24 protein-coding genes, 1 pseudogene and 1 other annotated feature are annotated in these 23925 nt (G+C 40.2%); of the genes and pseudogenes, 6 read left to right on the forward strand and 19 right to left on the reverse strand.

Annotation, left to right across the window (positions count from 1 at the left end):
- Positions 1 to 194: 194 nt before the first annotated feature.
- From pheT to JOC94_RS08250, 3 genes are all read right to left on the reverse strand, one after another.
- Complete coding sequence (gene pheT / locus JOC94_RS08240) at positions 195 to 2609, reverse strand: phenylalanine--tRNA ligase subunit beta (RefSeq protein ID WP_077110137.1); 2415 nt, start codon at positions 2607 to 2609, stop codon at positions 195 to 197.
- A gap of 17 nt (positions 2610 to 2626) precedes the next feature.
- Positions 2627 to 3664 (reverse strand): phenylalanine--tRNA ligase subunit alpha, encoded by a 1038-nt coding sequence (gene pheS / locus JOC94_RS08245; RefSeq protein ID WP_077110136.1) that lies wholly within the window; start codon positions 3662 to 3664, stop codon positions 2627 to 2629.
- Between the two features lie 49 nt (positions 3665 to 3713).
- Positions 3714 to 3945 (reverse strand) — a binding site (T-box leader).
- Between the two features lie 44 nt (positions 3946 to 3989).
- Positions 3990 to 4742, reverse strand: a complete 753-nt coding sequence (locus JOC94_RS08250) for a TrmH family RNA methyltransferase (protein WP_077110135.1) — start codon at positions 4740 to 4742, stop codon at positions 3990 to 3992.
- 433 nt (positions 4743 to 5175) lie between these two features.
- On the opposite strand from JOC94_RS08250, the gene sspI reads away from it, so the two are divergent.
- Positions 5176 to 5385 (forward strand): small acid-soluble spore protein SspI, encoded by a 210-nt coding sequence (gene sspI / locus JOC94_RS08255; protein WP_077110134.1) that lies wholly within the window; start codon positions 5176 to 5178, stop codon positions 5383 to 5385.
- A gap of 47 nt (positions 5386 to 5432) precedes the next feature.
- Here sspI and JOC94_RS08260 read toward each other — a convergent pair whose 3' ends face one another.
- From JOC94_RS08260 to JOC94_RS08270, 3 genes are all read right to left on the reverse strand, one after another.
- The gene (locus JOC94_RS08260) at positions 5433 to 5885 is read right to left on the reverse strand and encodes a small multi-drug export protein (protein ID WP_077110133.1); all 453 of its coding nucleotides are present in this window, start codon (positions 5883 to 5885) and stop codon (positions 5433 to 5435) included.
- 97 nt (positions 5886 to 5982) lie between these two features.
- Entirely contained in the window at positions 5983 to 7068 is a 1086-nt protein-coding gene (locus tag JOC94_RS08265) for a M42 family metallopeptidase (RefSeq protein ID WP_077110132.1), read from the reverse strand.
- A 61-nt stretch (positions 7069 to 7129) separates the two neighbouring features.
- Complete coding sequence (locus JOC94_RS08270; RefSeq protein WP_077110131.1) at positions 7130 to 7621, reverse strand: dUTP diphosphatase; 492 nt, start codon at positions 7619 to 7621, stop codon at positions 7130 to 7132.
- Between the two features lie 103 nt (positions 7622 to 7724).
- Here JOC94_RS08270 and JOC94_RS08275 point away from each other — a divergent pair, with 103 nt between their 5' ends.
- A complete protein-coding gene (locus JOC94_RS08275) occupies positions 7725 to 8117 on the forward strand; it encodes a sigma-w pathway protein ysdB (protein ID WP_077110130.1) in 393 nt (130 codons plus the stop codon).
- Position 8118: 1 nt separating this feature from the next.
- Here JOC94_RS08275 and JOC94_RS08280 read toward each other — a convergent pair whose 3' ends face one another.
- Entirely contained in the window at positions 8119 to 8694 is a 576-nt protein-coding gene (locus JOC94_RS08280; protein ID WP_077110129.1) for a TVP38/TMEM64 family protein, read from the reverse strand.
- Positions 8695 to 8926: 232 nt separating this feature from the next.
- Between JOC94_RS08280 and JOC94_RS08285 the strand changes: the two genes are divergently transcribed.
- The 3 genes from JOC94_RS08285 to JOC94_RS08295 all read left to right on the forward strand — a co-directional run bounded on the left by JOC94_RS08285 (position 8927) and on the right by JOC94_RS08295 (position 10295).
- Positions 8927 to 9118 (forward strand): hypothetical protein, encoded by a 192-nt coding sequence (locus tag JOC94_RS08285; RefSeq protein ID WP_077110128.1) that lies wholly within the window; start codon positions 8927 to 8929, stop codon positions 9116 to 9118.
- 194 nt (positions 9119 to 9312) lie between these two features.
- Positions 9313 to 9585, forward strand: coding sequence for a hypothetical protein (locus tag JOC94_RS08290; protein WP_077110127.1), 273 nt, complete (start codon positions 9313 to 9315; stop codon positions 9583 to 9585).
- Positions 9586 to 9758: 173 nt separating this feature from the next.
- Positions 9759 to 10295 (forward strand): hypothetical protein, encoded by a 537-nt coding sequence (locus JOC94_RS08295; protein ID WP_077110126.1) that lies wholly within the window; start codon positions 9759 to 9761, stop codon positions 10293 to 10295.
- A gap of 694 nt (positions 10296 to 10989) precedes the next feature.
- Here JOC94_RS08295 and rplT read toward each other — a convergent pair.
- From rplT to JOC94_RS08355, 12 genes and pseudogenes are all read right to left on the reverse strand, one after another.
- Entirely contained in the window at positions 10990 to 11343 is a 354-nt protein-coding gene (rplT, locus tag JOC94_RS08300) for a 50S ribosomal protein L20 (protein ID WP_077110125.1), read from the reverse strand.
- 34 nt (positions 11344 to 11377) lie between these two features.
- Entirely contained in the window at positions 11378 to 11578 is a 201-nt protein-coding gene (gene rpmI / locus JOC94_RS08305) for a 50S ribosomal protein L35 (RefSeq protein WP_077110124.1), read from the reverse strand.
- Positions 11579 to 11597: 19 nt separating this feature from the next.
- Positions 11598 to 12101 carry a translation initiation factor IF-3 gene (infC, locus tag JOC94_RS08310; protein WP_139345566.1) on the reverse strand — a complete coding sequence of 168 codons (504 nt, stop codon included), beginning with the start codon at positions 12099 to 12101 and terminating at the stop codon, positions 11598 to 11600.
- A gap of 708 nt (positions 12102 to 12809) precedes the next feature.
- Positions 12810 to 12947, reverse strand: a pseudogene (locus JOC94_RS08315) (ATP-binding cassette domain-containing protein); the annotation flags it as partial.
- Positions 12948 to 13032: 85 nt separating this feature from the next.
- The gene (locus JOC94_RS08320) at positions 13033 to 13836 is read right to left on the reverse strand and encodes a hypothetical protein (RefSeq protein ID WP_077110122.1); all 804 of its coding nucleotides are present in this window, start codon (positions 13834 to 13836) and stop codon (positions 13033 to 13035) included.
- The gene (locus JOC94_RS08325; protein WP_077110121.1) at positions 13833 to 14663 is read right to left on the reverse strand and encodes a hypothetical protein; all 831 of its coding nucleotides are present in this window, start codon (positions 14661 to 14663) and stop codon (positions 13833 to 13835) included. The genes JOC94_RS08320 and JOC94_RS08325 overlap by 4 nt, the downstream gene beginning before the upstream one ends.
- Entirely contained in the window at positions 14660 to 15514 is an 855-nt protein-coding gene (locus JOC94_RS08330) for an ABC transporter ATP-binding protein (protein WP_077110120.1), read from the reverse strand. The genes JOC94_RS08325 and JOC94_RS08330 overlap by 4 nt, the downstream gene beginning before the upstream one ends.
- 173 nt (positions 15515 to 15687) lie before the next feature.
- A complete protein-coding gene (locus JOC94_RS08335) occupies positions 15688 to 16512 on the reverse strand; it encodes a hypothetical protein (protein WP_077110119.1) in 825 nt (274 codons plus the stop codon).
- A gap of 1523 nt (positions 16513 to 18035) precedes the next feature.
- Positions 18036 to 18704, reverse strand: coding sequence for a response regulator transcription factor (locus JOC94_RS08340; RefSeq protein ID WP_321189655.1), 669 nt, complete (start codon positions 18702 to 18704; stop codon positions 18036 to 18038).
- Positions 18673 to 21021 (reverse strand): ATP-binding protein, encoded by a 2349-nt coding sequence (locus JOC94_RS23360; RefSeq protein ID WP_139345565.1) that lies wholly within the window; start codon positions 21019 to 21021, stop codon positions 18673 to 18675. The genes JOC94_RS08340 and JOC94_RS23360 overlap by 32 nt, the downstream gene beginning before the upstream one ends.
- Positions 21022 to 21062: 41 nt before the next feature.
- Positions 21063 to 21224 carry a competence pheromone ComX gene (comX, locus tag JOC94_RS08350; protein WP_083717317.1) on the reverse strand — a complete coding sequence of 54 codons (162 nt, stop codon included), beginning with the start codon at positions 21222 to 21224 and terminating at the stop codon, positions 21063 to 21065.
- An 18-nt stretch (positions 21225 to 21242) separates the two neighbouring features.
- Positions 21243 to 22154, reverse strand: coding sequence for a class 1 isoprenoid biosynthesis enzyme (locus tag JOC94_RS08355; protein WP_077110116.1), 912 nt, complete (start codon positions 22152 to 22154; stop codon positions 21243 to 21245).
- Between the two features lie 683 nt (positions 22155 to 22837).
- Between JOC94_RS08355 and JOC94_RS08360 the strand changes: the two genes are divergently transcribed.
- A complete protein-coding gene (locus tag JOC94_RS08360; protein WP_077110115.1) occupies positions 22838 to 23710 on the forward strand; it encodes an ATP-binding cassette domain-containing protein in 873 nt (290 codons plus the stop codon).
- Positions 23711 to 23925 lie beyond the last annotated feature (215 nt).

Below are 23925 nucleotides of genomic sequence, written 5' to 3' on the forward strand. Positions count from 1 at the left end.
AATGAAAATCTGGGATAAATTGGAGTGCGTGCCGGCTCTTTTAAACCACTTTATATCGAAGGCTCTCCCATATGAATTCCATAGATTGACTTTTAACGCCGGCGATTTGAATTTTGCCAAGTGCAAGGCGAGTGTTTTAGATGGAATGCTTCCCGAAAGAAAATTCCGGGGCGATTATGCCCCGGAATGTGTGATTAGCTTCTTAATTCCGCTCCCGCTTTTTTCTGGACAGCCTCCACTACTTTAGAATGGGCTGCCGCCACTTCTTCGTCTGTGAGCGTTTTGTCAGGAGCAGCAAAAGTCAGTGAGAATGCGATCGACTTTTTGCCGTCCGGCATATGCTCTCCTTCATAAAGATCAAACACATATATATCCTTGAGCCATTTCCCGCCCGCATCCTTGATAATAGATGCCAATGTACCGGCATCTACGGCCTTGTCAACCACAAGCGCGATGTCCCTTGAAATCGCCGGAAAGCGAGGAATCGGCTTGTATCGTAATTCCGGATGCTCATAATGAAACAGCGGTTCAGCCATCAATTCGAACAAAATCGTATTTTTTAAATCGAACTCTTTTTGCAAGTGTGGATGCAGCTGGCCGACAAATCCAATTTCTTCGCCGGCTAAATAGATTTGCGCCGTACGACCGGGATGCATGCCTTCAATTTGTGCAGGCTTCCATTCGATGTGGGGATCCACGCCGAGCTTTTTGAATAACCCTTCTAAAATCCCTTTTGCCACGAAAAAGTCAACCATTTTTTCTTCCCCTTGCCATGGATGGTCAACCCACATTCCTGTCATGGCCCCAGCGATATGTTCCCTTTCTTCTGGTTGGCGCCCTTCTCCTTCGTTTAAGAAAACGGAGCCGATTTCGTAAAGAGCAACTGATTCATTTTTCCGGGCAATATTGTACGACAAGGATTCCAGTAATTGGGGAATCAGGCTTAATCGCAGTCGGCTTCGCTCCTCACTCATCGGCATAGAGAGCTTCACCGGCTCCCTATGTTCAAGAGAGAACATCACTGATTTGGCTTCACTTGTCAGCGAGTACGTAATCGCTTGGAATAATCCTGCCCCTTCAAGGAAGTCTCTTGTCATTCTCCGGTTTCTTTGTGCTTTAGTCAACCCACCGGGAGTTGCCTCTCCTTTTGGCAATGTTTTTGGCAAACGATCATAGCCATACAACCGGGCCACTTCTTCAATTAAATCTTCTTCAATCGAAATGTCGCCGCGTCGTGTTGGGACTGTGACTGTAATAAGGCTGCCTTCGATTTGAACCCCGAATTTTAAACGCTCAAAAATCTTCTTCACTTCATCCATACTAATTTCCGTACCAAGTACACGATTGATTTTTTCTAAAGTAATGGACACAACCGCCGGCTCAATCGATAAATGATTCGCTTCGACAAGCCCTGTCAACACATCTCCGCCTGCATATTTGGCCATTAATTGCGCCGCCCGCTCGGCCGCGGGGCGCACCCGTTCCGGGTCAACACCTTTTTCATAGCGCTGGCTTGCTTCACTTCGAAGGCCGTGATACTTTGAGGTATCGCGAATGGATTGTCCTGAAAAATAAGCCGATTCTAGTAAAATCGTTGTCGTATCGTCGTTTACTTCCGAGTCGGCGCCCCCCATAACACCCGCAAGTGCTACTGGGACTTTTCCGTTTGTGATGACAAGCTGTTCGGAAGTCAATGTCCGCTCAATGTCATCCAATGTAACGATTTTCTCCCCTTCGCGGGCACGACGAACAACGACTTCTTTGGAGCCGAACAGGTCATAATCAAAGGCGTGCAGCGGCTGGCCATATTCAAGTAAAATATAGTTTGTAATGTCAACAACATTGTTATGTGGCCGGATACCGGCTGCCATAAGACGCATTTGCATCCAAAGCGGCGACGGTCCGATCTTCACATTTTTAATGATTTTGGCTGTATACAACGGATTATCCTCGGGTGCTTCTACTTTGACGGAAATCATACTTTCCGCTTTCTCGTCTGTTTCGTCGATTTCAATATCCGGCAGGTTGACATCTTGGTCAAGGATGGCCGCTGCTTCGTATGCCATACCCAGCATACTGAGGGCATCTGCCCGGTTTGGCGTTAAATCAAGCTCAAGTACTTCATCATCCAAATTGAGCAGTGGTATCGCGTCGGTGCCGGCTTCGACGTCATCCTTGAAAGCGTAAATACCGTCTGCGAACTCTTTGGGAACGAGCTTTCCTTCGATCCCAAGCTCCTGAAGGGAGCAAATCATGCCGTTTGACTCTTCTCCACGGAGCTTCGCTTTTTTAATTTTAAAATTGCCTGGCAGAACAGCCCCAACTTTTGCAACGATGACCTTCTGTCCTTTTGCGACATTTGGTGCGCCGCAGATGATTTGGACAGGCTCGCCTTCTCCAATATCCACGAGACATTTTTTGAGTTTATCCGCTTGGGGATGCTGTTCGCATTCAAGGACTTCCCCTACGACAATTCCTTTCAATCCTTTGCTGAGCTGTTCTACCCCGTCTACTTCAATTCCGCTTCTCGTTATTTTTTCCGCCAGTTCGGCGGCTGTTATATTTCCCAAGTCAACGTATTCTTGCAGCCATTTATAAGAAACTAACATGTGTTTACCCTCCCGATCTATTCTTGGACAGCGAATTGTTTAAGAAAACGAATATCATTTGTATAGAAATGGCGAATGTCATCAATTCCATATTTCAGTATGGCGATTCGGTCAGGCCCCATTCCAAACGCGAATCCTGTATATTTTTTCGAATCAAAACCGGCCATTTCCAGCACGTTCGGATGAACCATGCCCGCCCCCAAAATTTCTATCCAACCCGTTTGTTTACAAACGCGGCAACCGTCGCCCTGGCAAATTTTACAGGAAATATCCATCTCGACGGATGGTTCCGTGAACGGGAAAAAGCTTGGACGCAAGCGAATTTCCCGATCTTCCCCGAACATTTTTTTCGCAAACACTTCAAGCGTTCCTTTTAAGTCGCCCATCGTGATATTTTCATCAACGACAAGCCCTTCGATTTGCATAAATTGATGGGAGTGTGTCGCATCATCATCGTCACGACGGTATACTTTTCCGGGACAGATGATTTTGACCGGCCCTTTTCCTTTGTGTTTCTCCATTGTTCGGGTCTGTACCGGCGATGTGTGAGTGCGGAGCATGATTTCCTCTGAGATGTAAAAGGAATCCTGCATATCACGCGCTGGATGTCCTTTTGGAAAATTCATTGCTTCAAAATTGTAATAGTCCAATTCCACTTCGGGACCTTCCGCTACTTTATATCCCATGCCGATAAATAAGTCTTCCACCTCTTCGATAATTTTCGTAAGCGGATGACGGCTCCCCATTTTAACCGGCCTGCCGGGAAGCGTAATGTCGATTGTTTCCGATTCAAGCTTCTTGCGAACAGCTTCTTGTTCCAATTCCTCATGTTTGTTTTCAATCGCTTTGGCAATCGTCTCTCTCACCATATTGGCGAGTGCCCCCATTTTTGGGCGCTCTTCCGCTGATAATTTGCCCATGCCCCGTAACACTTCCGTAATGGGCCCCTTTTTCCCCAGATACGCAACACGAACTTGATTTAACTCTTTTAAATCAGCGGCATCTTTAATTTCCACAAGCGCCTTCGTCTCCAAGCTCTTTAACTTTTCCTCCATTTATGAATTCCTCCTTCTTTTATTGCAAATAAAAAAAGCCCGCCCCCAAGCAAGGGACGAGGCTATGGTCGCGGTACCACCCTTATAAACATGTTATCATGTTCACTTCATTGTCATAACGGCCGTGCCGGGTCATCTTTACGCTGTTGTTTGCCAGACAGCGGTCCCGATGCCAACTCGAGAGATGAACTTCACCTGGATTGTCACTGAAAATGCTTGCAGTCAAGGCACTTTCTCCCTGTAAGTTTCCTCCGGTTACTTTTCTCCGTCATCGTTTTTCCATATAGATATTCACATTATAGCCGTTCATTTTGAAAAATTCAAATCATGTTCTTAAATGATACATAAGGATACCGGCAGCGACTGCCACGTTCAAGGATTCGCTTTTTCCATAAATTGGTATATAAATGTTTTGATCGGTTATGTCAAGGATTCGTTCCGAAACACCGGCACCTTCATTGCCAACGATCAATGCAAATGATTCCGCTGGGCGTATCTCTTTGTAAGTGACCGCGTTGCGGAGTGCTGTACCGTAAACAGGGATGCCTTGGGCTTTTAATGGCGGAATCCATTCCAGTACATTGCCCGAGGCAATTTGGAGGTGAAAATGGCTGCCTTGGGCTGAACGAATCACTTTCGGATTATATAAATCCCCCGTACCTTCGCCAAAAATAACAGCCTCAACACCCGCCGCATCCGCCGTCCTGATCATGGTTCCGATATTTCCCGGGTCTTGCACGCCATCCAGCAGCAAAAAACGTTTGTTGACAGTTGGATCAGGCTTCACCAACTTTTTTTTACAAAGAGCGAACATACCTTGCGGAGTTTCCGTCCCTGATATCACATGGCAGATTTCCGGGGAAATGAACGTAATGGGAATATCGGCTTCTTTGACATATTCCGGGATCGGCTGATTGTGTTCAATCATCAGCTCGATAAGCTCATCTGTTTTTAGCGCTTCTTCTATAAGATGAGCTCCTTCGATCAAATAGGTCCCGGTTTGGTCGCGCCCTTTTTTTGTATTCAGTTTTTTCCACGCTTTGACACGCGGATTTTTTACAGATTGTAATACGTCCATGACAAAGTATTTCCTTTCTGGTTATATCCCGCAATAACGGATAGTCAGCCCCACATAATCTAAAGGGTATCGAAGGGATTATTCGGGACAACCGCCACTCAAAGTCCGATTGTTTCGGGTCGACAACAACGCACCAGGCATGGCATTTTTTCAATGATGGCAACCACAAACAAAGGAGTGGTGATAGGCAAAATATACGAGTGCAAGCGAAGCGGCAAAGCGGAAATTGACGCATCGTCAGGGCTTGAAAAAAGCGCGAGCTTTAAGATAAGGATAGCTCTTAACAGGAGTTATGGGTGCTTAAGGGTTGCAGACTCATAACGCCGCATCGCGAGCGCCTTCCCCCTTCTGATTAAAGTTTCGCTTTATCATTGTACATAATTCTGACCGTTTGCGAAAAGCTAATAAAAAGATTTGAAAAGGAGTCTAAAGGATGGATATAAATATTCGAAAAGCCGTAATCCATAACGTATCAGATAATGACCAGGCGCAATTGCGGGATACGATCGTTGATGCCATTCAGCGCGGAGAAGAAAAATTGCTTCCAGGGCTAGGAGTTCTTTTTGAAGTCATTTGGCAACATGCTGATGAACAAGAGAAAAGCAATATGCTCGAAACATTAGAACAAGGCTTGAAACATTAGAACAAGGCTTGAAACAGTAAAAGCGGCATAAAAGCCGCTTTTTTGCTTTAAAAAAGCATCTTGAATGTTAACAAGCCGTAGTGCGCGGCTACACCAAAAACAATAGACCATAACGCCAAGCTGCTTGTCATCCACAGCAGTGTCCAATTTCTCGTTGCTCCAAGGGTTAGACCAATGAAAGCCGCAATGTGAATACCAATGAAAATCGGTCCAAGCAAACTAAGGCCCGGCAAACCATATTTATTCCAAATTCGCTTCGCTCTCACCAGCCGCTTTCCGGATGTTTTTTGCTCCCCTTTTTTTCTCACCCAAAAATCCTTGATTTTATCAAATAAATATACGAGTAAGATGATTGTCGACAAATTACCAAGAAAAGCCACAATCACAACATAAGTCGACGACAAACCCCGGATGATGCCAAGCGGTATGACGGCAGCCACTTCAATCCATGGTACAGCTGCCAATAAGAAAATAATGACATATTCCCATATACTTCCCATCGTTTCTCCTCTGCAATATAAATCACGAATGAACATTCCCAAATTTTATTGCTTTAACCAATGTTTTCGAGCACTACCTGATTCTCTCCGTGCTCCATCATCCATAAATGATGTGCTTTGCCGTCTCCCGATCCAATCTTTTAACGACCTCTGTAATCAATTTCACCGTATTTTCATAATCATCACGGTGCAAAATGGCTCCATGTGTATGAATGTAGCGGGTTGCGATCGTAATCGCTATAGATGGCACACCCTCTCCGGTCAAATGCGTAGCTCCGGCATCGGTCCCGCCACCGGGCATAGCATCAAACTGGTAAGGGATGTCATGCTCGTCAGCGGTCTTTGTGACAAAATCCCGAAGCCCTTTATGAGATACGAGGGAAGCATCGTATAAAATAATTTGCGGACCTTCACCTATTTTTGCTTGGGCTTCTTTTTCCGATACACCGGGTGTATCTCCGGCAATCCCTACATCCACCGCGATGGCAATATCAGGTTGAATGCGGTTAGCCGCAGTTTTAGCACCTCTTAAACCGACTTCTTCCTGGACAGTGCCCACTCCGTACACGACGTTTCCATGCTTTTCATCTTTTAGGTTTTTCAAGACATCTATCGCAATAGCGCAGCCAATACGGTTATCCCATGCTTTCGCCAGCAGCATTTTTTCATTTTTCATTACTGTGAATTCAAACGATGGCACAACCATGTCTCCGGGACGGACTCCCCACTCTTTTGCTTCTTCTTTGCTGGATGCGCCAATGTCAATAAACATATCTTTTATATCAACCGGCTTTTTTCTCGCTTCAGGAGATAATATATGGGGTGGCTTGGATCCGATCACGCCCGTTATGTCACCGTTGGCCGTCACAACCGTTACCCGCTGTGCCAACATCACCTGTGACCACCAGCCGCCAACCGTTTGAAAGCGCAAAAATCCTTTGTCATCAATTTGCGTTACCATGAAGCCAATCTCATCCAAGTGCCCGGCAATCATGATTTTCGGGCCATTTGTTTCACCCGTTTTTTGGGCAATCAAGCTTCCAAGGCCATCAGTGCTGATTTCATCACAATAGGGGGCTATGTACTTTTCCATCACTTCGCGCGCTTCCCGTTCATTTCCGGCAATTCCTCTTGCATCCGTTAACTCTTTCAGCATTGTCAGCGTCTCATCTAATTGCTTCATTTTATTTCATCCTCCATTGATCGAAACTTATAGTTAAATGGCTGAAACGAAAAAAGCGATCTTAATATCCTTCATCTTGCCGTTTATAGTTTACCTTGTTTTTCATTTTATAAGCTTCTTGCACTTCATCCATCGAAAATCCGAGTGAATGTCCCAAAACAAAGTATCTGCGGAGTAACTGTTCATAATCTTCCGCGCTCCTCGATTGGCGCAGAGCGTTCACACGTTCAAATACCGCAAGGAATCCACGGACTAAATCTTCATTTCCTTCATGAGATATAATAGAGAACTCCCTTTCCTCCAACCCGAGATCCAGCCCGATCGATAAAATAAAATGTATGCCATCGACGAATTCCTCTAAGATCTTTTCCCTTTCCGCTGCCGGCTTTTTGCTCCAAAATTTAAAGCATCTTGTTTCATTCGCCAATTCTCCGATTTCTACTAGTAAAGCCAATATTTTTTTGTCTGTTACATCTTCTTTCTGTAAACCATGATTTGTTTCTATATAACGGTCCAGCTCCCGCTGCATGGTAAACCAATCCTGAAAAGTCATTTTTTGGCTCACTCCTCTTTTTTAAAAAATTATACCAGAAATGAAACCTTTTCGCTTGTTTGTACGTATATGGGGGTATTGATATTGAATGGGAGGAATCGTCATGATTTTGCTGTTTAGGATCGCTATTTTGGCACTCATTATTTACTTATTTTATACAGCAATCAAGTTTATTATTGATCCAAAGAGGAAGCTGGAAAGCGCCCATGAACAGAAACGATTCTTTTTTTATGATATCCCTGACAACATAAGAAAAAATTTTCTCATTACTTATAAAGGTGTCATGTTTGAGGGAGAAAAATATTTGGGGACGACTGACAAGTCATTTGAAGTCGTATCCATTTTTGTTTTTCCACATAACAATGATTTACTTCATGGATTGGGTTATGAAGATTTTGTTTTTATTGAAAACGAAATCAAATTGCGCTATCCCAATGCAGTAATTGACTGGAAAAGCCCGATCAAAGAATTGCTGAAAAAAAACAGAGCGGACTAATTTATGCCGAATGGTGGCCAAAAAAATCAGACCATTTAATGACACTGACCCTTTCCCTTAGAATATAAACCAAAATGAATAAAGATATAACAATCATTATGGCCATGAACGGTGAAAAGCTGGTAATAAATTCTCCAAATACAGTGTAGAAAAAAGCGAGCGGAACATTCGTTGCAACTGCTCCCCTCATAAATCCGCGAAAATCAGGCCGCCTTTCCAATAGACAAAGGTTGAGCAAGTGATAATGAAAAAAAGGAATGAGCCTGAGGACCGCAATTTGGCCGACCGTCATTTTTGTATAGGGACCGAACCATTTCGTTTTGATGGACATGAGTTTGGACCGTGTCCTGTGAAGCTTGCCGATGCCAAAATAAAATACGGCCGAAAGTACGAGCAATCCTGCCAATGAATAAGCCGTTCCCAACAAACTTCCAAACATCATACCGCCAGCCATGCAAACAAATGCAACTGGAATAAACATAAATTGCCTGACAACATGAAAAAAAATAAAGATCACGGGGGCTAACATTCCGCTATCCTTCACGAGTGAAAGCATTATAAATAATTGCTCATTCAAGGTGATCACCTGCTTTCCTCTACAATTGTATTTTCATGTTGTTTTGGTTATGACTGATGGCCAAGAAGTAACAACGGCTTAAATCGTGTTTAGCCACATACGGATAAATCGGATCGAGCTTACATTTTAAGGTCGGTTGTCGAGCTTCCGAAACGACCGTATACCAATTTCCCTCCGTTATAACGTATATTATTCATTCCTGTTGACAGCCGGAGCCAGGTCGGGAAAATGGATGACCGCATTGAAGGCCTACAAATCCGAGGCGGTGATGGTAGCTATCCGAGCTGCACGTGCTACAGCGGGGAAAGATAAAATCGTTATTGTTACAGGTGCGTTTCATGGGACTTTTGATGGAGTCGCAGCACAAAGGGCTTATACTACAAAGTTTTTAAACAGCACACCAATTAGTTTAGGAACACTATAAACAAAACTTTGCCGAAGATATTATTGTTTTAAAATATGGAGATCATGCGGGAAGTTTCACTTTATTCGTTATTGATCAGAAGCACTATTCCACCTCCCCCCCGGTTAGCGAGGCATAAGGTTTGTATGCATATCAGCCATGAATCTATCATCATATAAAATGAAGTGATGGCCAAACACGCCAGGCTGTATGGAATGAAGCGCAAATCCATAGTGTGCCAGCCTTATCTGGATCTGCTTGCCAAACGGCCAAGAGCGATTAAGTATTCAAATATGTACGACCAATTCCCTCCAGTGTGGACAAAGTTTCTCCGCGACTGTACAGAAGAGGAACAGAAAGCTATTCTTCGGTTATTGGGAAAGCTTCTGAAAAAAAGTGACTTTTCTCTGTTAAACGAAGCGTTGGCTCTGGCTTGGGCCAATGGCCAGCCAAGTGCCGAAGAGATCCAGCACACTTTTTCTCTCTGATTCATCAGGAAAGCCGACATATCTTCCTTCTTTTTTGTTTATATGTCTTTTACTTTCCTAATATTTGAAATTCTCTTTATAGACAAAAGAGTGTTTCAGGATATGTTTTTAAATAAGTTATGATATGTTGTATTAAACCGAGCTTAAATTTATTCTGGAGTGGAGGGGATCTTTTGGCTCCATTTATTTTAGTAATCATTTCTATTATTGGTTATTTCATTATCTTAAATAGTAAAGTTGAGAATAAGGGGTTAATCATTTTTGAAAAAGTGATATCATCTTTAATTTCGGCATTACTAATTTCATTGTATTTCGCGCAATTAGGTTATACTCCAGTAGAAAATCGAGAAATAGGCGTTCCCTATAGTTCTTTTGAAGAACTATTCGGTATTTATCTTACTTTTTTCTTGCCTGTTTATTTAGTGTATGGAACCGTCCTATCTTATTTTATAGATTATAAATCTGCAAAGCTAGAGATACACAATTTATTTTTAACGTATGTTGTGAAACTTATTGGATATGCTTTAGGAGGCATCTTAAGTGTAGGTGTATTATTAATTTTAATTTCCACCTCAACTTCTATGTTAAATATTGATAACCCATTTAGTATATTAGCAAGCTTAGCAAGCGGAATTGTGCCATCACTACTTTTGTATCACGTTTCCTTACTTGTCAATCTTTTTTTAAAAACACTAAAATTTTATAAGTGAGATGATTTCCTCTTTGTTTCTTACCTTATATCCCACTAGATCTTCTACAGTCATTCCATCCACTCCGGCTGCACCTTTATTCCTTTTCACCTGCTTGAATGCTTGATTGAGGTGTTCTCTTTCCAGAATTTTGTCGAGTAGTTTTTCTTCGTACACGCTCGTTATTTCATCTCTGTCTCGTGAAGTTGGTATCCACTTTTACGCATGATGCCAGTGGTCTTTTTTCCTCTTCCAATCAAGATTTCTAAAACGATAAAATGGTTCTCAGCCTTTCGCTCCTTCTAACTTTCATTAGACTTCTTCACTACTACGTCTTCTGCTGACTCCTCACTATCCAGTCTTACATCGCTATAAGATTTTGGCGTAGATCAGTGTGACCTCCTCAGTTAAAGCGCGAACTCTTTCCCTCCATCTATCTGCCATATATACACCGTATGACAGTCGTAGCTATCGGACTTTAACTTCTTTTGCAGTCTTATCCTCGTACGTTGCCTCTTATATGATTTCTGTTCGTCAGACCAGAGGTTTGCCTCGAGCTTCCTTCAGATTCCACGTCCCATGGACACCCTTGCCATTAGCTAACAGTTCCTACTGCCAAGCCTGTAGTGGACTTTCACCACCAAGTTATAGCCCATGCCGGGCGCAAATAAAAAAAACCATCCCATTATGATGGCATGGTTTTTCATTTACATGTTTACAATGCAGATTTTGCTTTGTTTGCCAGTTCAGCAAATGCTTTTTCGTCAGAAACAGCAAGGTCTGCAAGCATTTTACGGTTTACTTCGATGCCGGCTACTTTCAAGCCATGCATTAAACGGCTGTATGAAAGACCATTCATGCGGGCAGCGGCATTAATACGTGTAATCCATAGTTTGCGAAAATCGCGCTTTTTGTTTCTGCGGTCACGATACGCATACATATAGGATTTCATGACTTGTTGATTGGCAACTTTAAATAATCTATGTTTAGAACCGTAATATCCTTTAGCTAATTTTAATACTTTTTTGCGACGTCTGCGAGTTACTGTTCCGCCTTTTACACGTGGCATTTGATTTCCCTCCTATGATGAATTGCTCAATGAATTATTTAATATTGTCAAGAAGGTGACGGATTCTACGGAAGTCACCCTTTGAAACGAGCGCTGATTTGCGCAATTTGCGTTTTTGTTTTGTAGATTTATTTGCAGCCAAGTGGCTTGTGTATGCATGTGAACGCTTCAATTGGCCTGAAGCTGTTTTCTTAAAGCGCTTCGCCGCGCCGCGGTGTGTTTTCATTTTTGGCATGTCAATTTCCTCCTCAAAATTACTTTTCCGTTTTCGGTGCTAACACCAAGAACATGCTTCTGCCGTCCATTCGCGGTTTTGACTCGACCGTAGCAACATCGTTGCATTCTTCGGCAAATCGGTTCAAAACTTTCTGGCCAATCTCCTTATGGGTAATGGCCCGTCCCCGGAAGCGAATGGAAGCCTTCACTTTATCTCCTTTTTCAAGAAACTTTCTTCCATTGCGGAGTTTCGTGTTAAAATCATGTTCATCAATTGTGGGACTGAGGCGAACTTCCTTCACATTGATCACTTTTTGATTTTTGCGTGCTTCTTTTTCTCTTTTTTGCTGTTCAAAACGATACTTACCATAGTCCATAATTCTGGCTACAGGCGGTTTCGCATTCGGTGCAACAAGCACGAGATCAAGGTTAGCGCGGGCAGCAATATCAAGCGCTTCATTTCGGGATTTCACTCCGAGCTGATTGCCATTTTGATCAATGAGACGAAGTTCACGGGCACGAATGCCCTCATTTACAAACATATCTTTGCTAATAGTTAGCCACCTCCAAGTTTTTTTAAGAATACTTTGTTTGGTAAAATGGGCTGTTCGATCGTTCCTTCACTTGCTTGTTCGCCTATTTTAAAAACATCCAAAACAAAAAAGCACGGGTATGCAGAGGACCCGCGCTATTATCACTTATCATGTAAAATGTGAAAAATAGATTATGAATTCGTAACCTGTCAACAGCCAAATTGCGTCAATCAGGCGAGAAGCGGGCAGCTCCTTCTTACACAAACGAGTATTCGATTCACCTTAGTAAATTTACCATATACAAGAAGTTTTGTCAAATGACATTTGTTATAAATAATAATTGTCCATGTTAAAAATTATGCCATTCCAAATGGCACTTCATATCGCTTGATATAGTGACGACTGCTTTTTGTCTTTTACAATCCTTGTTTTCGATTTTCCCTATGGGAGAGCCTGGATGGAAATTGTAACCATGATTTATCGGCCAAGTGCGTAGCTTGTCGCATTCTATGTGAGTGCGTGTATTGAAATCAGTTGACCATCCAACTATTGTCTCCATTCCGTCAGTCGCACTCTACCTAGAGGAGTGTTTTCACAATTTAGTATGCATTGTAACAGAATATAAGAGATTAAAACCGAATACATACCTCTAACTTTTTTAGAGGGGTCAAATGCTTATTTGCTTTCAGATGATTTCGTTAAACAGTTCCAACTTTTAGTGGTTTTTCCAGCACCATTAGGGCCTAAAAGTCCAAATATTTCTCCTTTTTTTACTTTAAAAGATACATTATCAATAATTATTTTTGAATTCATTTTTTTATGCAGGTTTTTAATTTTTAAGACCTCATTCATTATTATCCCCCTTATTCAGATTAATAAGGACAGTCATGCCTTCTTGAATAGAACCTCCTTTTCACTTGTCGTCATTTTTAAACATTTATTAAAGCACCTCTCGCTTTCTCCACAAGAAAATGCCAATCAGCCCACAAAAAACAACAATCAGCATATTACTAAGAAAAGCCGTAATAAAGGCTGTCTGATCTGCTGGCAAAGACATTGTACTGACATAAAAGAATGGAGCAAACATTCTCGGCATAGTCGTATACACATATGCGATGCTAGTCCCTATACCGAATAGAACAAAACTGATGTACAAATAAGTTTTATTCAACGGGAAAAGTAAGATTATTTGCAGCATCATAAATAAGGCATATAATCCACTAATAAATATCACACTTATCCGAAATAACATCGTTTTGACAGAAAGAGAAGCATTCACCCAATACGGGTAAAACTGCAAACTGTACGTGCTGAAATTCCAATTGTTTTCAAATAACAAACAACCAATCAACAGATGTAGAAAAACGAATAAGAGAAAAAGAAGAACACTTAAGATACTTTGCATCATACACGTAATTCCCCATATAATGACTCGTTTTTGCAATCGCGGCAACACGTAGTTAAACAACTGATCAACAATGGTTGATGAAAGTAAGGAGAAATAAAGAAAAATGAACATGAAAAGTAGCCATGATAAGATAAATGTAAATAATGTCGGACTTTGCCAACCACCAACCGTAAACATCAAAAAGTCTAATGCGTTTCCTTCTAGTTCATAGATTAAGAAATATTGACGCAACCGCAACCCTTGTAAGAAAGCAAGAATAATGAAAAAAAGCAACAGTATGATACTTGTTTTTTTCGTAAATATCGACCTTAATTGCAGGAATACGAGTGCTTTCATTTACTGGTCCTCACTTTATTTATGTCACTGGATCGTATTTTCCACATCATTAGTCCAAAAGAAAAAATAATCCCGATGATCAAATACGCACTGGAAAATGCGTTTGTAAAGTAAGGGACCGAGATCCCAAATGGGGCATAGTTTGCATGCATACCGACAACATATTGTGTAAAAGGTAACCAAAGTAAAAAAGGACTGCCGAGTACATAAAAAATATTATGTATAAAGCCGAGCAAAATGATTACAGCCACCGCAATACCAGCCCCTCTTGTATAAACAGAGATAACAAGCGTCAGCATTCCGATAAAAGTTAGACCAAGTATAAACGTTGTTAGGATCATGACATATGTCATGATGGAACTAGCACGTTGGTCTGCTAAAAAGAGATAATGGTATGTTTCTCCGGAAAAAGGAATACGGAAAACAGCCACTACAAAGAGTGCGGTAATGACAACTAAACATGTAAAGATAATGGCCATCAAAAAAACAATGGCGCATTTCGTGATAAGATAATGAAAACGACTTTCCAATCTGGAAAGTATAAGATATATAAAGCCATCATCAAAATCGGCTGTGATTAAATCTGCAATCAACACAGCAAACAAAACGGGAAATATAAAAAACATCACAAATTGTGCTGAATTAAAAAGGCCGACTATATAATCCTGTACGGTTAGGACTGCCCCTTCTGGGATTAAATCCAATAATTCTAAAAGAGTATAGACATTTTTCTTATTAAAAATAGCATTTAATATGAGTATACCTGTGACAACGGCTAGTCGTTTCCAACAATGCCTCAAATATTTGGCGATTTCAAAAGGCATCATGATGATTTTTTATCCTTTAATAGTTGATAGTCTAATTGCAAATCATCAAAAAATGAATGGAGCTCTTTTTCTGTTTCAAAAGGTATACGAATCACCGGGTTTCCGTCCAGTCTTTCACCAATACGGGCATTTGTTTTTATTTGTAGCACTTTCTCTACATCTTCTAATTTTTTTAGCATTACTGTGTAATAACGCATGTTTTCTTGTAATACAACGGTCTGATTTTCGATCTTAAAGACACGATCACAATAATTTTGGATATCCTCCATACTATGAGAGACAAATAAAAAGCTTGTACCTCTTTTTTTACACTCGTCAATAATGTTTCCGAATAACGATATTCCTTCTTTATCTAACGCGTTAGTCGGCTCATCAAATAAAATAATTTCTGGTCGCTCCATAATTGCTTGCGCTATCCCCAAGCGCTGTTTCATCCCTAATGAGTAAGCTTTCACTTTCTTTTTATTATTTGGATCAAGGCCCACTTGTTTTAGCGCATGATAAATATCTTCCTTATCAATTTGATTCCTAATTTTTGATAAATAATAAAGGTTGTCAAAACCGGTTACATTTTCTAAAAATGTCGGTGATTCAATAAGCACCCCTATCCCGCCAGGTAAATTCCCTACTAATCCTGGTTGGATAGATTTGCCGTTTATAAGGATCTCTCCCTTTGAAGGGTAACTTAAGCCTGCTGCAAGTCGAAGGATAGTTGTTTTTCCAGATCCATTCGCGCCTATAATACCGACAACTTCTCCAGCACGCACTTCAAATGTGACATTTTGTAGAATCGTTTGTTCGCCTATGCTTTTATCGACGCGATGAAATACAATTCTATTCTCTTCTGTCATTCATATCTTCTCCTTTTATCCCGCATGTAAGATGCCGTAAGACTCCCACTTCAGGACATGAGTTAATACAAAAGGTTCTAAGTGGGAGAAAACGACACCTAAATGCCCGATTGGTTCAACTAACATTCAGTAGGAGATGGAAGAAAACGCCTACTGAATGAAGTTTCACTTTATCATAACAAAAGCTTTTCTCTTTGAAATTTCCATTCAAACAGCCAAATGACGAATAGATAATTCAGCCCTCCCAGCGCGATCCAATATAAAGGTATAACAGCCCAGTAAAATGTGCTTGTGATATAATCTCCAGCCATAGCCATTGGAGCAAAATCATAAAAAAAAGCTCCTAATTTTCCATCAAGGAAAAGCGGAAATGACATGAAAATTTCTGATAGTCCGATGAAACAAACATACGGAAGCATGATCGAAACATAAAGGTTCTGAAAAATAATGCCAATGATTATCGTCAAACAGCTATAGAAAAAAGCCATAAGCGCACTATTAAGGATAATGAGCAAACAATATATCCATGGATTATGTACCAATAAATCCGTTGCATAATTAATGTTATCAACACTCGGCTTCGTTAATGGAAAAATCAATAGCAAGCTGATAAACAGGAGCAATTGGCAAAAAAAGAGAAATAAAAAACTGCTGAAACCAATCGATAGCACTTTACTGCGAATATACTGCCGCAGACTTGTCCTCATCAAACTATAAGATAATAGACTGGAGCGCCTTTCTTTGATAAAAAAATCTCCTGTTGCTAATGTGACCAGCAAAGGCAGGAAAACCATTAAAACACCAGACCCTCCACCTTGAATCATAACAAAGTATTCAAAAGCGGACGTCTGTGTAAAATAAGGATTCCCAACGGGTTCTTCACTGCGAATGAACAAAATATTGCCCGCAGCAATTAGAAGATAGAAAAAGAACGCCATCCACGTAAACTTTTTCTTTATCAAACTTTTTAAACAATCTTGTATAAATCTATAAATCATGTGCATTCTCCTTAATGCAGTTGTTTAATGGGTAAAAGGGAGTGACTAATCTCCGGCCTTCACAATAGTACGTTAAGGTCGAAACAGGGCAGCTCATTTAAACTTGATGACGCGAAGTTCTCATTTATGTTAACTAGATTTCCTTCTTATGCCATCCTCTGCTTCACGGTTCTGCAGGTCCGGTGATATTTTCCTAAGATTCAGTCACTTTTAAAAAGTGAACTCCTTTGGATTTGACACTTAAATTAGGGTCCAGTTCCACTTAGTCTATAACATCGAATATACCGCCTAAAAGGTACTGAAAGAATCCCGTCTCTTTCAAAAACCCTCCATTCCTATTCATAAGGGAACTCTCTTTTTCGACAAATACAGATTGAATCTTGCTTATGATTATTGCATACTTCCTCTCTAATGACACCGTAAAATAACCTGCGGTTTGCCGCAATCGTTCTTGATGTAAATGAAGTAGTAATTGGTGTATTCCAATTTACTAAGGAATTGATAAAAAATATGATAGATTTAAATGTTGAGTTATGATCCTAATGCTGTCCATCGCAAAAAAGCAAGCTTATGTGTTGGAGTAGTTTATCGATAATGAACATAATTAATGTGGATAATTGAGAATAATTAACGTAATCTAGCACTGTTATAATAGGGCTTTCCTTTGTAACCAGAACAACAGCAATTATAGTACCAACGAAACTACAAAGTATGCCATGTACTTCATGCTGATCACATTAATCATTCCCCTCTATGAACGCACTCATCAAGAGGCTTTTACTTTTTTGATGTAAGGCGAATAGCGCATATATACAGTGGAATACTTTTAAGCTAACCCTAGTGCACTCGTATAATTGACTGGTTGATAACTAAATCTTCACGATCTGATTGGTAAAAAACAAGCATTGATACCGATAATTATCCATAGTATTGTGCCCTTGTGTTTTTTCAATAGCGGCACCTACTTGGTTCTATTTGCACGCTTTTACTGTTTTATCGTAAGTACTGAACTTAGTTTATCAGCAAATATATTTACCTTTGCCAGGCATCGCCTGCATCACAACAGCCGGAGGATGTTTTTTGTGATTTAACAGTCTCATTCCATTCGATCCTATGATCATATGGCCCTTTGTAACTGCTTTGCATCATGATTAGGTAATTATACTACCATTGAGCTTCTGGAAGTTTTTATACTGTTTTAGCTTTTCAACTTTCTAAAGCTTTTTTTTATGTATTTTTCCAAAGTGTTGATCAGGAATATATTGAAAACTTTGTACTTGAATTATCGTTTTCTAAACTAAAATTCACACATTAGCCGTCATCCATGTCCGCGTCACTTTGACCATTTCAGTTAACCTCTCTACTCCTTAATGATCCACTAAAGCTGTAGGCCTCCTCCCTAATTTTCACATAGCTTTCAGGAATTTTCACCGTAAATCATGTTGCGGTTTTCCGCAAAGTATTTCGGTAGTATCAAAAAAAAGACACTTGGATTAGTCCCGTACCCTACAACCTCCCTGCGTCTATTTTTTCACAGAGAATAGTGATAATAGTCCAAGTTCTTCTGCTTTTAACAGCGCTTCTGTTCTTGAGCCAACGCCAAGTTTTGAAAAAATCTTGGTTAAGTGGTATTCAACACTTCTTTGACTCATAGACAGTTCTAGGGCAATCGCTCTGTTCGTATGGCCTTTAGATATACCTTCTAAAATTTGTTGTTCTTTTCTGGATAAGCTGATACTTCCCAAATGTTGTTTTCCTTTATTGACTGATGGAGCCGCTTCCACTCTTTTTAATTGTTTTAATAATTGGATAGGAATGACTGCCTCATCCCTCAAGGAACATCTAATGGCGGTCAATAATTGTTCCCGTGTGGAGGTTTTGCTGATAAATCCCGATGCGCCTGCATCCGTAAGCAAATTAAAATGGGAGATGACGTCATATCCTGTGTAAATAAGAATATTTGCATCCGGATCGAATTCCAGAATCATTTTTGTCAATTCAATTCCGTTCATCTTCGGCATATATAAGTCGATCAGGTACACATCATATGTTTCTTTTTTCAATACTTCCGTAATTTTATCACTTTCTGTTAACACTTCAGCCTCCATGTCTTGTTCTGACTCAATAATGGCCCTGGTTCCTTCTCCCATGGCAGGGTGGTCATCCACAATTAACACTTTGATCAATCTCATTATCCCCCTGTCTATATAAGATTTGAACTTTTAGCCCTTGATTTTGCGCCGATTCGATCTTTATCTTGCCGCCCATGGAGCGCACACGCTCTTTGATCCCGTATATTCCCATCGTTTTGAAGGAATCATTTAGTTCGCTCATACGAATGCCGATCCCGTTGTCTATATAGGACAACATGAAGCCACGGTTGATTTTTTTCAACGAAATACTCACTTCAGAAGCTTTCGAGTGCTTCATGGCGTTATTCAAAAGTTCTTGAATCACTCTATAAACAGTTAACTCATCTTCTGGAACCATCCTTTGAATCGTAGGGTCCAAATCCGCATGCAGGAGAAAGTTGGAACGTAATTTGACACGCTCGATTAAATTTTGAATCGATTGAATTAGACCTAATTCACTAAGAAACGGTGGCCTTAATTCGTTACATGTCTCTCGGATAAGATGTATATTATCAAGAATTGTTTCTTTCACGTGGTACATACTTTCTTTGAGATAAGGATCTGTCATTTTGGTTTTGATTGCTTCAATGTCCCTTAGGAGCTGCAATTGATCCTGCAAAATGGTGTCGTGAAGATCGATCGACAAATTCATTCGCTCTTTTTCCGATAAAGAAAATAAAAGCCTGGACAGCCACGAAGGATAGGAGTCGTTTTCATTTTGTCTTGTTTTATGGTAATGTTCGATTTCTTCAAACAATCCTTCTATCAGTTTGAAGTTCTCAAGCAAAACACTCGAAAAATAGGCGATATTTTCCAGCCAAATTTTTTCTTGAATATTCAAAGTGGTCTTATACTTTTTCAAACCACAGAAAATAATTTCTTTCACATGATAATGTTCGCCAATGACAACACAAAACCCCGTCTGAACTTCTATAAGTGAACCGGGGTGGCAATTTCTCCAATTCACTTGTTCTATTTCTTCGCTGAAAGAGAATTCTTGTTGATTCTTTACAATCCATCTGTTTAGATCTTTATTTTCCTGGATATTGATATAATGAACTTCTTTTACCCTTAATACCTCTTTTATTTCTCTCAGCAAACTTGCGATAAACCCATTTACTTTTGTTTCGTGTTTCGCCTTTTGAAAAAAATTGTGAAGGTTTGCTTCAACATGATTCTTTTGGCAAAATAAATGATGTCTCAAACGATAATCGATATATTCCTTAATGTACAAAAATAAAATCGCTACAATAAAGAACAAGAAAAAAAATAGGAAAGCGGAACCGGAAAGGATCTTCATATCGAAAACTGTGATTAAAATAATGATTGCAAAAGTAGTCAAAGCAAACGAAAGCAGCGCATAATACTGGAGCCTGCCGAGTAAAAATTCAATGTCAAACAGCTTTTTTGCTCTTTGTAAATAAACGAAAGCAAGTGGGATAACCAATAAAAACATGGATGCCAATTCAGCGGAAACAAAACCTTTCCCCCAAAAAATGTGAGGGATTGCATATAGAATGATAAAAGGACTAAATGCAATCACGAAGGCAGTCAAAAGAATTTGGATGATCGTTTTACCTTCGGAATGTTTATACTTATAGTACAATCTTGCTAAAAGAAAAAGCAACAAGCATACTAACAAAATGAAAAAACCCAATTCAACCATTCTCGTGAAAGCACGGGGCTCGCCATTAAAAAAGAAGTGGCTCGTGAGCACTAGAAAGTAAGCAATATACAATATGTTTATCATGCGATCTTTTACAAACTCGAGATGATGTTTCGAAAAATAACTTTTCAAAAAATGAATCAGTAACACCAATGAACCCGGAAAGGTCACTGTTACTGTCATTCTTCCGACCAAGTCGGCCCTAGCGGATACCGGAGCGCTTAAATAACATAATCCCAATGAAAAGAGAAAGCATATGAGGATCATGGCCGAGCTTTCTTCTTTATTTGCGCAATAAAAATACAGCCCCAAAAAGAATGTCGCAAGGCAAAGTAAAAGGGGCAGAAATAAATACATGAAATACTGAATGTCTACATCTTTATAAGAGATCGCATATGTATTCGTATTCGCTTGCTGATCAACGATTGTAATGGACTTGGCCTTCTCCACATAATTAAACCTGGCAACCGTTTTATGCTCGCCAGGGTCAATGCCATTAATCGCCTGAATAATATCGCCTTTTTCAATTTGATTTTTAGAAGCCCACCCCTTATCATACACTTGCCCTACGACCCATTTTCCGTTTTTATGCTCAACGTCTATACCAATTAATGGATATTGAAGAATCAATAAACCAAAATATAAAATCAGCGCCATCTTTAAAAATACCATTATTGAGAAAATAACATAGGATTTCTGAAACCGCTTCACTCTTATCACCTTAGATAACCGGGCTGTTCCATGCAAGGATTTTATTTCCAAAAACGTGCTTTGGGGACAATGCTTTCTCCAAAGAAAACATCCTTGATTGCTGTTAGTTGTTCTTCATTCACGCCAATCAAACTCGCACTGCCCTCTTTCACCTTGACTAAAATATCCGGGTTGTTTAATAAGTATTGTACCATTTCTATCATTGTTATTTCCCCTTTCTATCAAATTATATAGTCAGATAGTTGATGAATATATTTGCGTTCGACATCCAGCTTGTCCAGCAGACTCTTCGCCTGTTGTTGATACACTTTTTTCATAATTTCAGTATAATGGAGCGCTCCGCTCTCTATGATCAATTTGCTTATTTGCTCCCGCTTGCCCAGCAGTTCCTCTTTTTCAACCGTGCCTTGATAATAAGCACGAATTATGTCCGCGTCATTTCCATCAAGATGTAATAAGTAAATGATAGGAAGCGACATTTTTCTATTTAATAAATCGTTCTTTCCTTCCCAAGTTTTTAAATCTGAGAGGTCGTTATTTAATTGACCGATCAATCCTATGAACTTGGGATATTGTCTTATCTCTTGCGGATAATCATCACGGACCAACACGGCCCCGGACAAACAAGCGAGCGATACCAATGCCCCCGATTTTTTTAACGTCATTTCAAGATAATCCTGTTCTGTGCGGCAATGGCCCAGAAGATCCATATGCTGCCCATTAATGGCAAGTAGCGCGTAATCCAAGAGGATAGATACGGCTTTTTCTTTATTCTGCAATTTTGATTTTCTAATGACATGTACGCATAAAAAAATCATTGCGGTAGATGCATTTAACGCCACGCTGGGCTCCTGCATCCAAAGCTTTAAATCGTCATCACCATCCTCTACATCATCCAAGATATCAAAAGACAACACCAATAGTTCAATCGCGGCTGCCACAGGGATTACTTCGCCCAGCTCCGATCCATTGAGCATTTGATAGTGTAAAATTGTCAGTTCTGCAAAAGGAAATCCTTTGGCAGATTGGGCAGCTACATATTTTTTGAGTGTTTCTTTTAAATCTTCTTGTTGAATTTCCTGATCTACGATCCAGTTTATTGAGTGTACGATTCTGTCTTCGACACTGGTCAACTTTCCTCCTCCCCGCTAGTAAATTGTTCCTATTATGTATATTTTAATACATTTAGCGGAATTTTGCCGCAACCTTCCTTGCGGTTATCCGCAAATCATATTGCGGTATATGACGTAATAGGCAAAAGGTTGCTATGTGAAAGTAAGTCTTTTTTCATATATTTGCTTTTCTTCTAGCAAATATCAACAGAATTTCGCTTAAGCTCGATCGTCCATTGAGCGCAAATATGTTACGGAAATCCGCAACTTGAATTACGGTGAAATCGAATAGTAACTATGTCATAATTTAAACAAAATATAAGAAAAACGGATGGCGTATGAATTTCTTCTTCCTTACGTGACATGAAGCGCGCTCTTTTTTATGTGAAACATTTTACAGAAGTAAATTATTAATTTTTCAAGCTCGATTTAGTTCATCACAACTGCGAATAGCTACAGAATTACGAAAACTGTTATTGAGATCGGCAATGCTCAGCAAAAGCATCAATTTTCTACATCTGGTAGCGGTCTCCAACACCAGTGTTCCTTTTTGGGGTTCTGTCATCTTCTTGTTCAATCGTAGAATTTTCGATTCGGAAGCTAATGAACTTTATCAATTGGATGTTTGCCCCCAGCAGCAATTTCTAAAAAATGGTACGAGAAAACGGAATCAGGCGTTGGATTTAGGAAAGAGGTGAAGCTCGTTGGAGATTCAGGTTCAAGGACTGACAAAGATCATTAAAAAACAGCCCATATTATCGAATGTGTCCCTTTCTTTCTCAGGTGTGTATGGTCTATTGGGACCAAATGGGGCCGGCAAAACAACGTTAATGAAAATATTGGCGGGATTGGCAAGTTTTCAATCTGGAAGCGTGTTCATTGGAGAGGAATTAATCAGTACAGCCACTTATGTGAAACGTACAAATCGTATTGGATTTTTGCCCCATGACTTGATGATTTACCCGGAGCTCAAGATGTATGATGTGCTTGAACATATTGCCATCCTTCAAGGAAGCGAGCTCTCTGCCACATACCACAAACAAATTAAAGAGGTTGCGGAGCAAGTCCATTTAACCGATCATTTATATAAGCAAATCCGGGAATTATCAGATGAAATGCGCCGGCGTGTCGGCATCGCACAGCTTTTACTTCGCAAGCCGTCGATCCTGCTTTTTGACGAACCGACCGCAGGTCTTGTTGGGGAAGAACGTGTGCGCTTTCACAACCTGTTAAAGCAGTTGGGGCAGCGTCACACTGTTATTATTTCATCGCATATTGTAGAAGATATTGAATTTCTGTGTACAAAAATTGGCATTATTCGCGATGGACAAGTGTTGTTTGAAGGCAGTCCGGAAACACTCAAAGAAAAAGCTGCGCATTGCACATATGAATTGTACGTTCCGCCTGCGGAGTTAGATGAAGTGATTGCGACTAAAGAAGTTGTACAAATGCACGAAGAACATTCCTATATGATTGTGCGTGTCCTATCAGATGAGCCAGTGGGCCGACCAGTTTGTCCCCGTTTGATGGATGGGTATCTCACGCTTTTAAAAGAGGTTCCCCAAGGCTTAAGCTGATTCATTTGTACATTCGATATTCAGTTGCTGCGGCTTTCCATTCCTGGCGCTTGCACGATGCGCCTTATTCATGAATACGATTTTTACCTTTCATCTTTACAGGTTGTTGGCTGTTTTTTTCATACAGCAGTATTTCGAAGAAGGCGTATGGATGATCAAAAGATGCCTTTTTTTCATATTGATCTCTTTTATATGGGCTGTTATTTTTTGCTGGC

The sequence above is a fragment of the Siminovitchia thermophila genome, from assembly GCF_016909185.1.
Taxonomy (GTDB): Bacteria; Bacillota; Bacilli; order Bacillales; family Bacillaceae_C; genus Siminovitchia; species Siminovitchia thermophila.

What these genes read in the sequence shown, in the direction of transcription:
- rpmI (WP_077110124.1), bottom strand. Translation starts at nt 11,578, where the DNA reads ATGCCAAAAATGAAAACACACCGCGGCGCGGCGAAGCGCTTTAAGAAA.
- pheS (WP_077110136.1), bottom strand. Translation starts at nt 3,664, where the DNA reads ATGGAGGAAAAGTTAAAGAGCTTGGAGACGAAGGCGCTTGTGGAAATT.
- JOC94_RS08325 (WP_077110121.1), bottom strand. Translation starts at nt 14,663, where the DNA reads ATGATGCCTTTTGAAATCGCCAAATATTTGAGGCATTGTTGGAAACGA.
- pheT (WP_077110137.1), bottom strand. Translation starts at nt 2,609, where the DNA reads ATGTTAGTTTCTTATAAATGGCTGCAAGAATACGTTGACTTGGGAAAT.
- JOC94_RS08330 (WP_077110120.1), bottom strand. Translation starts at nt 15,514, where the DNA reads ATGACAGAAGAGAATAGAATTGTATTTCATCGCGTCGATAAAAGCATA.
- JOC94_RS08275 (WP_077110130.1), top strand. Translation starts at nt 7,725, where the DNA reads ATGATTTTGCTGTTTAGGATCGCTATTTTGGCACTCATTATTTACTTA.
- JOC94_RS08270 (WP_077110131.1), bottom strand. Translation starts at nt 7,621, where the DNA reads ATGACTTTTCAGGATTGGTTTACCATGCAGCGGGAGCTGGACCGTTAT.
- infC (WP_139345566.1), bottom strand. Translation starts at nt 12,101, where the DNA reads ATGTTTGTAAATGAGGGCATTCGTGCCCGTGAACTTCGTCTCATTGAT.
- JOC94_RS08265 (WP_077110132.1), bottom strand. Translation starts at nt 7,068, where the DNA reads ATGAAGCAATTAGATGAGACGCTGACAATGCTGAAAGAGTTAACGGAT.
- JOC94_RS08260 (WP_077110133.1), bottom strand. Translation starts at nt 5,885, where the DNA reads ATGGGAAGTATATGGGAATATGTCATTATTTTCTTATTGGCAGCTGTA.
- sspI (WP_077110134.1), top strand. Translation starts at nt 5,176, where the DNA reads ATGGATATAAATATTCGAAAAGCCGTAATCCATAACGTATCAGATAAT.
- comX (WP_083717317.1), bottom strand. Translation starts at nt 21,224, where the DNA reads ATGATAGAAATGGTACAATACTTATTAAACAACCCGGATATTTTAGTC.
- JOC94_RS08335 (WP_077110119.1), bottom strand. Translation starts at nt 16,512, where the DNA reads ATGATTTATAGATTTATACAAGATTGTTTAAAAAGTTTGATAAAGAAA.
- rplT (WP_077110125.1), bottom strand. Translation starts at nt 11,343, where the DNA reads ATGCCACGTGTAAAAGGCGGAACAGTAACTCGCAGACGTCGCAAAAAA.
- JOC94_RS08290 (WP_077110127.1), top strand. Translation starts at nt 9,313, where the DNA reads ATGAAGCGCAAATCCATAGTGTGCCAGCCTTATCTGGATCTGCTTGCC.
- JOC94_RS08285 (WP_077110128.1), top strand. Translation starts at nt 8,927, where the DNA reads ATGACCGCATTGAAGGCCTACAAATCCGAGGCGGTGATGGTAGCTATC.
- JOC94_RS08320 (WP_077110122.1), bottom strand. Translation starts at nt 13,836, where the DNA reads ATGAAAGCACTCGTATTCCTGCAATTAAGGTCGATATTTACGAAAAAA.
- JOC94_RS08340 (WP_321189655.1), bottom strand. Translation starts at nt 18,704, where the DNA reads ATGAGATTGATCAAAGTGTTAATTGTGGATGACCACCCTGCCATGGGA.
- JOC94_RS08250 (WP_077110135.1), bottom strand. Translation starts at nt 4,742, where the DNA reads ATGGACGTATTACAATCTGTAAAAAATCCGCGTGTCAAAGCGTGGAAA.